This is a genomic window from Empedobacter sp. UBA6745 (assembly GCF_002453775.1).
GTDB lineage: Bacteria > Bacteroidota > Bacteroidia > Flavobacteriales > Weeksellaceae > Empedobacter > Empedobacter falsenii_C.
The window spans coordinates 1-8606 of sequence record NZ_DKHL01000051.1 but is presented as its reverse complement, the minus strand read 5'-3'; the positions used below and the strand labels follow the sequence as shown (position 1 = coordinate 8606).

General features: G+C 33.6%; 8 protein-coding genes. 4 read left to right on the top strand and 4 right to left on the bottom strand.

The window, feature by feature from the left end:
* The first annotated feature begins 1097 nt into the window (after positions 1–1097).
* On the top strand, positions 1098–1445 hold the full coding sequence (locus B4H69_RS14720; protein ID WP_114999179.1) for a helix-turn-helix domain-containing protein: 348 nt from the start codon (positions 1098–1100) through the stop codon (positions 1443–1445).
* 21 nt (positions 1446–1466) lie between these two features.
* Here the strand turns inward: B4H69_RS14720 and B4H69_RS14715 are convergent, their stop codons facing one another.
* Positions 1467–2306 (bottom strand): tyrosine-type recombinase/integrase, encoded by an 840-nt coding sequence (locus tag B4H69_RS14715; RefSeq protein ID WP_114999181.1) that lies wholly within the window; start codon positions 2304–2306, stop codon positions 1467–1469.
* 711 nt (positions 2307–3017) lie between these two features.
* Here B4H69_RS14715 and B4H69_RS14710 point away from each other — a divergent pair.
* From B4H69_RS14710 to B4H69_RS14700, 3 genes are read left to right on the top strand one after another with little or no spacing between them, the layout of a single operon-like run.
* Positions 3018–3314 carry a hypothetical protein gene (locus B4H69_RS14710; RefSeq protein WP_291094659.1) on the top strand — a complete coding sequence of 99 codons (297 nt, stop codon included), beginning with the start codon at positions 3018–3020 and terminating at the stop codon, positions 3312–3314.
* Complete coding sequence (locus B4H69_RS14705; protein ID WP_291094657.1) at positions 3299–3697, top strand: hypothetical protein; 399 nt, start codon at positions 3299–3301, stop codon at positions 3695–3697. Before B4H69_RS14710 ends, B4H69_RS14705 begins: the two co-directional genes overlap by 16 nt.
* A gap of 4 nt (positions 3698–3701) precedes the next feature.
* Complete coding sequence (locus tag B4H69_RS14700) at positions 3702–4013, top strand: hypothetical protein (RefSeq protein WP_291094655.1); 312 nt, start codon at positions 3702–3704, stop codon at positions 4011–4013.
* A 298-nt stretch (positions 4014–4311) separates the two neighbouring features.
* On the opposite strand, the gene mph is transcribed toward B4H69_RS14700, so the two are convergent.
* From mph to B4H69_RS14685, 3 genes are all read right to left on the bottom strand, one after another.
* Positions 4312–5196, bottom strand: coding sequence for an Mph(E)/Mph(G) family macrolide 2'-phosphotransferase (gene mph / locus B4H69_RS14695; protein ID WP_291094653.1), 885 nt, complete (start codon positions 5194–5196; stop codon positions 4312–4314).
* A 3-nt stretch (positions 5197–5199) separates the two neighbouring features.
* Positions 5200–6423: an MFS transporter gene (locus tag B4H69_RS14690; protein WP_291094652.1), complete on the bottom strand. Its 1224-nt coding sequence runs from the start codon at positions 6421–6423 to the stop codon at positions 5200–5202.
* Between the two features lie 395 nt (positions 6424–6818).
* Positions 6819–8345, bottom strand: coding sequence for a SulP family inorganic anion transporter (locus B4H69_RS14685; protein WP_115000917.1), 1527 nt, complete (start codon positions 8343–8345; stop codon positions 6819–6821).
* Positions 8346–8606 lie beyond the last annotated feature (261 nt).

Genomic DNA, 8606 nt, shown 5'->3' with positions numbered 1-8606 from the left:
CGTAAAAAAGATTAGTGAGCGTATGCGAAACATTTAATCTTTTTAGTGCGTGAAATGGTAATTGAACGTCGAAAATCGCGGTCTTGATTTTTTTTGTTCGTTTTTTCATCAAGGAAAAAACGAATGTAAAATACTTTCTATCACTTTTTTATTCATAGCATATCTATTTTAATTATCGGTATTCATATGCCCTACGGGGAAATGAGCAAAAAAGTAATCAAAAAACTCTTGTCCGTAAACCTCTCTACTAAAAATGTTTTCACTCCACTAAAGATTTAAAAAAAACTATGGGCTAAAATCTTTTTAACGTTGCACTCAAACATTTTCTTAACGTGAGAGTTTTAATGCCGGTTTTTCATCCTTTTTCAATAGTCAAATTCGTTATCACTTTTAACAACTCTAAAATTTCAATTCTCATATCTAACATCTAATCTGTACATCATACATTTAACTCATTACTTATAACTCATTACTTACAACTTAAATCAGGTAGTAGCCCCAATAAATTTGGAAAATGATATGAAAGGGTTTACTTTTAATTTGCGAAAAAAAGAGTATAACCTAACTGTCAAAGTCTCATTACCGAGGCTCAGATAGAGAGCGAGTAAAGAAAGGGGAACCTTTTCTTTACGTTCCGTTAAATGTTATAAAACGGAGAATTGTTCTTTAAAAGAATGGAAAAAACGAACAGACTTTGTCTGGTGGTTTTTTACGGATGAATGGAAATTGTTTCGTTCTCATTTTGTGTTGGGTTTTATGGAACGATGTTTCTCGTGTATGAAGATATACTTGCAAAAAAAGCAAGGAGCAGTCTCACACCTTAGATCCATGGGCGACCAAACCCGTCTTTAAAATCCGAGGATAATAAAGTTTCCACCTAAAGCTAACGTGAGAACCGCTCACATGCCATATACGAAAGTACAAAACTTTTGAGACATGGAGCAATTTCACGGTGTTCTCGATGGAAAATTGGTCGTTTTGGAATCGAGTCACATCGTTTAATTATGACTATCAAAAGTCTAATTATCAAATCGCTAATACAAATATAACAATATTTTTTAACACACCAATATATTGGTGTAAAATATTTTAATAAAATGATAAAATATTTTGAATTTGAAACTACTCAATTTGATTTTGAGTTAATCCAACATATTAAGAAACTAAGAATAAAGGAAAAGTTTTCACAAGAAATCCTTAGTCTTAAAATGGGTTTAGCGAAAAGTTTTATTGGTAATGTTGAAAATTATCGTGAAAAACATAAATATAGCACCCGTCACATCACTCTTTTAGCAAAAGCATTCGGGTACAAAAATATTGGTGAGTTATTAAACTTTCCAATTCCACAATACGACAGAATTAAAGTTACGGTAGAACAGACTTATAATGAGGCAGGCACTAAAGTATTGAAAAGTGAAGTGGTGAAGGTTGTTGAGATAAAATAATATGTTAGATTTTACAAATTATCACAAAAAATCTAAAGGACTTGGTGTAGATTTTTTATCAATATCTGTAATGTGCGTATAAATCATGGTAGTTCTAATGTCGTTATGACCTAATAATTCTTGAACTACACGAACATCAATTCCACTTTTTATAAGATGAGTAGCATAGGAATGTCTTAATGTATGTACGCTGCCTTTTGATAAAACACCAGCTTTACTCATGGCGTTTTTTAAAATTAATTGGACACTTCTTTCGCTGTATTGATCGCCTTTTGCGCCTTCAAACAAAAAGTCTTTAGGTTGATAAACCTTATAGTATTCTCTCAATAATAGCAAAAGTTTATCTGGCAAAGCAACTATACGATCTTTGTTACCTTTACTTTGACGAATAAGAAGTAAATTACTTTCTGATTTTATATCTGCAATTTTTAAATTTATCAATTCGCTTAGTCGCAATCCACAGCTATAGATTATGGTAAGAATAGCTTTATGTTTTAAATTTTCTGTTGCATTTAATAAATTTCGTACTTCTTCTTGAGAAAAGAAAGTTGGTAATTTATTAACTTTTCGTTTCGGATAAAGATAATTTAATTCAATTTTCTGATTTTCAACTAATTCAAATACTTTTTTAATTGCTCCAACCAAAGAACGTTGATAGGAAACACTGATATTTTCTTGAATTACTTTTGTATTGATAAACAATTCGATTTCTGAAATAGGAATTTCATCTAATCTATTGTATTTTTCCATCTGTTCTAAGAAAACTTGGGTGTAACCACAATACGATTTTATGGTATTGTTTGCATATCGTTGTAATTTTAATCGATTTTGCAACGTTTTTAGAATCGTTTCGCTATCCATACATTCATTATTACATTTTACATCAAATTACTTCGTGATACATGAATATTATTTTAGTAAGTGTCTAATTTACAAAAAAATAATTATATTTGCTTCTAATTTTACGAAATGCAGATATAGGTGATTTTTTACGAAACAAAAGCTAGATCAGTTTCGTGAAAAAACAATGTTAGCAGTCAGTTTAAACAAAATCGCCAAAATGACAACAAATTTCGACATTGACAAAATCGTAAGCTATTTAGACAAGTATAAATCTGAACTGCCGAATTTATACAAATGGAATGCAAAAATTGAACGCCTTTCAGAACTCGAAATATTGACACAAAAACAATTTGAAGAAATAAACAAACTAGAAAAACCATATCACAAAGAACTTCAACTCAAGAAAATTGTTGGGCAAAAACTGAACGAAACTTACAAAACAGACAAAACACTATTTGACAAACTTTGCTTGTGGATAATTAAAGATTGGGGAGGAATTTTAGCAGCAAATGATAATGACACAATAAAACTCATTGAGAACTTTCTAAAACAAGACAAACCTGAATTTAAGAGAATTGCAAGTTCATCAAAAGTTGGTGCATATTTGTTTCCTAACAAAAATATAANNGAATCTACGACTCACGAGTTGCCTATTCACTAAATTGGATTATCCTTTCAGAAAATGCAGGACAACAATACTTCCCTATTCCAGAAGGTAGAAATTCAAAGATGTCTGCATTTGACCTTAATGTTTTAATAAGACTAAAAAATATATCTGTTTATCAACCGACTGACGTAAAACAATTAGACAACAAACTATTTATCAAAAATTTAGACAAACAACTTTTTATAGACAAAAAAATAGCATATTCAGAACTAAACAAACTTGTCAGAGAAATCAATCAAAAATTGTGGCAAGGCGACAATGAAAAAGTACAAAACCTGTATTATACCGAAATGCTATTGTTTTCTATTGCTGACAGAGAAGTGTTTATGGACATAACAAAAAAGTGGAACGAATTGTAAAGCTTAATTTTTCAATGACAGAAGGGATTTGCACACAACTATTTGATAATTTGTTTGATAATAAAATTATTCTTAGACACGGAGCATATTGTTTTTGTGAATTTTTGAAATATGATTTTAATAACGACACACTTACAATTCAACTAAAAGTAATTGAACCTGTTGTGAAATTAAAACCACGAAACAAAAATTGGTTTGAAGAAGCAAAAAACAAAGAGTATATTGAAATTCAATATCGAAATAATGAAACTACTAAAATTGAAAATCAATCTATTGGTGGTATTTATAGTTCTCGCATTTGGACAAACTACAATATTGTAAAAAAAGTGTATGAACTAAAAGAACAAGGTTTGGAACAAGAAATTTACGAAATATTATGGTAAAGAAATGGGAAAATTAAATTACAGAAATTTTCTAATCGACTCAATCAATAGTTTAGAAAAAGCAGAGCAAGAAACTTTTACAAATTTATTGAATATTGCTGATAATGGAGAATACAGCAATATTCTTGACGCATTCGATAAAGGAGATGTTTACGAATTTAACATTAAGCATTTTGAAGATACAGATGACCAAAATTTACAAAGTTTAGTTTATCTTTATAAAGAAATTGCAACGATTAAGCATCATCTTATCAATCTAAATTCAATAAAAGAAGACGAATTGGATTTTGAAATTGAAGAAGACGATGAAGAATAAAACCGAACTGCTAACATCGCATTGGCAAAATGGCGGGTTAAGTACAATGTTGAACGTTCCGTGTTCGTATGCCGCCAATGCTTTTTGCATTGGCTTTTTTTGTAATTTAGCCATTGACAAAAAAGCATTGGCTACGTGTCGTCTAAATCGAAACTTTCCGCTTCGATTTTCCGCCACTTCGCCAATGCGAAAACCGTTAGCTGCAAGGCTACAGTACCGCCAATAGACAACTCCCTTTCAAATAGTAAGGACTGACCCAATGAGGTGTCAGCCCCTACTAAAAACATAAACAAATTTTCTACTCAACGCCCAACTGCAATTTTGCAGCATTAAGATGAATTTCATCCTGCGTTTCTAAAGCAAAATACCCATAAGCTAACGGTGCAGCGGCAGCCCGTTCAATTGCTTGCTCAAATAGCTTATCCCATACTACTCCACCTTGTTTTGCGTACTCCGAAATTAACGCCTTGAGACTTTCTTCACCAAAAACAGTAACGTGTCCCGAAAAATCTTGTGCTATATCACTGACTTGTGCTGTTGACCAGTCAATAATTCCGCACACTTCTCCGTTGCGGTGAGTAAGCGTATGACCAGCGTACAAATCACCGTGAATGAATTTTGTAAAATTCGGCCATAACACATCGCTATCTATCCATTTTTGGTATCGATTTTCTAATTCGGCACTTATACCTAATTCAGATTTCACCAAAAACAATCTTTCCGAAATCTCATTTCTAACCTGTTCCGGTGTTAACACTTTTAATTCGTTACGAAGAACCTCTTGCTTTGGAATGGAGTGAAGTTCTATAAGTACCTTTGCCAATGTTGGAATGTAAAGTTCACTGTCTTTAGACATATTCCAAGTTACTTCATAAGTCTCAGCATCATAAATTAGAGCAGGCTTTCCATCCAGCAAAGGATAGGCTATAAGTTCTTCATTAGCTATACGCCAGTCGGGAACTTGTACCGAAAGGTATTTCGACACTAATTGAAGAATGCGTAATTCATTCGTAATCTGTTTGCCCAAGCCTGCTCTTCTTGGAATACGCAACAACCATTTTGTGCCATCCTTATCTGTAGCGAAACCAACCTTAAAGTCAATTCCCATCTCATTAAAACTCATTTTATCAGAAAGAAATAAACCATTTCTTTCCGCCAATTTTTGAATATCTTTATTTTTCATTTTTTAAACATTTTTGATTTTATCTAATTGCATTAAGTTGCGAGTGCCAAACGAAAGAATGCCCACAAGGATTGCCAAACAACCGCTTATAATAAACGAAATGTTTACACCAATAACTTCTGCAATCAGACCTGTGAATAATAAACCGATTACACTTGGCAACACTGCCAGACTATAATAAAGGGAAAATACTCTCCCTAATTTGTCAGGGCTTACCTCTGTTTGTACAATTGCTGTAAAACAGCCATTGAAAACGGACAGACTGATACCTCCAATGGCAGTTGTCAATACAAATCCTACAAACCAACTTGCAGGCAATGCTCCACTCAAAATAAATGTAAGTCCTAATACTACATACATTACATTGACAGCTACCACTTTTGAGCCTTTCAATTTGAAAGTACTCAAGATAGCTCCACCAATAAGCATACCTCCACCCCAAACCACTTCTACAACTCCCATTTCCCATTTTCCACCTGCATAATGCCCTGTTGTAAGCAACGGAAACATAATGGCAGCAGGCATTATAATGAAGGTTATTGCCATTGCATAAAGAAAAAGATAACGTAATCCTTTGTTCTTTGATATAGTTTGAAATCCTTCCAAAAAATCAGTAGTTATTGAATGGATAGACGATTTTGATTTCATCACTAAATCGGGAATTTTCACCATTACGAGCGAAAGAATAGCCAGCAATGCCCCAATCAAATCCAAATACAATACCTTTGAAATGGGAAGATAGGCAATGGCCAATGTTCCAATGGCAGGTCCGCCAATACTACAAACTGAATGCAGAACTTGATTAATTCCTGCTACCTTTATCAATTCACTTTGGGGTACAATCAGTGGAGCTATAGCCTGTAGTGCTGGAGCATGAAAAGCATTGCCAATAGAACGTAATCCGAGTAGCACATAAATCCATATTAGATTAGCATTTTTATTTTGTAGAATGACAAGTAACACAAGAGCACAGACAGCAATAAAAGCATCCGAAAAAATCATTACATATTTACGATTGAGACGGTCAACATATACTCCTGCAATTAAACCTATCAATGCTTGAGGTAACATTGCTGCTATTCCTGCGTAGGCTAACACTTCGGCTGACTTATACTCCAGACTAAGCCATATAACGATAGCAAACTGAACAGCGTAACTTGTAAGCATTGATGCAAACTGCCCAGCCCATATAAACATATAGGTTTTAAACCATTTACGGTTTTCCATAAAAACTTGATTAAATTATACAACAAAATAATTGTAGTATAATACATAGTGTACTATACCATAAAAGTGGGTTTTGAAGTGAATAACCCTAATTATTTAGTCCAAGGCTTTGCCACGTGTTGTATACTTTTTTGGAAGTGATGCTACAAAAGTACAAAATATTATTTCAAAAAATAAGTTACTTTTAGCAAAATTAAGCCCAGCAGCTAACAAGGTATTGCCAAAAGCGGGGCTGAACAGCTTCGATTGGACAACTGTGCAAAGTTCAACATTCGTTCTTCTATTGAACTTTTGTGCTAAAAATCCCCGCCTTCGGCAATACCCGAACCGTTACCTGCAACCCTTTCCAAACACTACGCAACAAGAAAGCGACCTCGAAAAGTCGCTAAAAAAAATTATTTATCTAACATCACTTTATAAGTTGGGTCTTCAATGATATTTACTTCGATAACACTTTCTGCATTTTTCAATAATTGTCGACAGTCTTCGCTTAGATGCTTCAAATGTACTTTTTTATTTTGCTTAGCATAACGATGTGTCAAAACGTTCAACGCTTCTATTGCTGACATATCTACCACTTTACTTTCCTTAAAATCAATAATTATTTCTTCGGGGTCACCAATTACATCAAATTTTTCTGTAAAAGCTGTAGTTGAACCAAAGAAAAGTGGACCAAATATTTCGTAATGCTTTACTCCTTTATCGTCAATGTATTTTCTGGCACGTATTCTTTTAGCACTTTCCCAAGCAAAAACTAATGCTGAAATAATAACTCCTATTAAAACTGCCAATGCGAGATTGTGTAGCAACACAGTAACTAAAGCAACTAACATACCTACAAAAATGTCGTGTCGTGGCATTTTATTAATAATACGGATACTTGCCCATTCAAACGTACCTATCGCTACCATAATCATAAGTCCAGTAAGTGCAGCCATCGGAACTTTTTCAATTAAACTACTACCAAACATTATAAATACTAAAAGAGCCACAGATGCAATAATTCCAGATAATCTCGCTCTTGCTCCACTGGATACATTAATTAAGCTTTGTCCAAGCATTGCACAACCGCCCATTCCTGAAAAGAAACCCGATAAAATATTAGCCGTTCCTTGTGCCACTGCTTCTCTATTGCTATGTCCTCTTGTTTCAGTAATTTCATCAATAATATTCAAGGTCAATAAACTTTCAATCAAACCAACCCCTGCAACAATAGCCGCATACGGAAAAATGATTTGAAGTGTTTCTAAATTAAAAGGAATTTGAGGAATATGAAACGGCGGAAATCCACCTTTTATAGAAGCAATATCGCCAACAGTTTTGGTATCCAATTTTAAAAAATAAACCAACCCAAAAACCACTAAAATAGCAGTAAGGGAAGCGGGAACAGCTTTTGTAATTTTAGGCAATCCCCAAATAATAAGCATTGTTAAACCCACCAAAGCCAAGAGAATATACATATTTGAACCTGTGAGCCAATTGCCCGAAACATCTTTGAATTGGTCTAACTGCGACATAAAAATAATGATGGCTAAACCATTCACAAAACCAAAAATAACAGGATGCGGAACCAAACGGATAAGTTTTCCTAACTTTAAAAATCCTGCTAACATTTGAATAATTCCTGCCAAAATAACGGTGGCAAAAACGTATTCCACACCGTGCGTTTTTGCTAAAACAACTATGACTACTGCTATTGCACCAGTTGCACCCGAAATCATTCCGGGACGACCGCCTAAAATGGACGTAACCAAGCCCATCATAAAAGCGGCATAAAGACCCACAAGCGGAGAAAGTCCTGCAATTAAGGCAAACGCAACTGCTTCTGGAACTAAAGCCAAAGCAACGGTAATACCTGATAAAATTTCGGTTTTGTAATCTACTTTTTGTTTGAAATCAAACAAATTGATAATTTTCTGCATAAGATATTTGTATTGTAAAAATTTATAAAATGTAATTTGCACCGAAAATCAGCATTTCGGGTACACGAAAGAAACCAATAAAAGGAATTGGGAAAAAACAGCAATTAACCAACCATTAAGGCGGAGTAACTTGAGAAGATATTTGCGTTGTTTTTTTCATTGAGGTTGCAAAATTAACATTTTATGACAACTTGACAAAACAAAACTTGACAAAACCTAATAAAAAATTAGGGCAGCAGGTAATAACTAAGCTTTCGTCTT

Coding starts and splice junctions, on each gene's coding strand:
- B4H69_RS14700 (WP_291094655.1), top strand. CDS start 3,702: ATGGGAAAATTAAATTACAGAAATTTTCTAATCGACTCAATCAATAGT.
- B4H69_RS14685 (WP_115000917.1), bottom strand. CDS start 8,345: ATGCAGAAAATTATCAATTTGTTTGATTTCAAACAAAAAGTAGATTAC.
- B4H69_RS14690 (WP_291094652.1), bottom strand. CDS start 6,423: ATGGAAAACCGTAAATGGTTTAAAACCTATATGTTTATATGGGCTGGG.
- B4H69_RS14720 (WP_114999179.1), top strand. CDS start 1,098: ATGATAAAATATTTTGAATTTGAAACTACTCAATTTGATTTTGAGTTA.
- mph (WP_291094653.1), bottom strand. CDS start 5,196: ATGAAAAATAAAGATATTCAAAAATTGGCGGAAAGAAATGGTTTATTT.
- B4H69_RS14710 (WP_291094659.1), top strand. CDS start 3,018: ATGTCTGCATTTGACCTTAATGTTTTAATAAGACTAAAAAATATATCT.
- B4H69_RS14715 (WP_114999181.1), bottom strand. CDS start 2,306: ATGGATAGCGAAACGATTCTAAAAACGTTGCAAAATCGATTAAAATTA.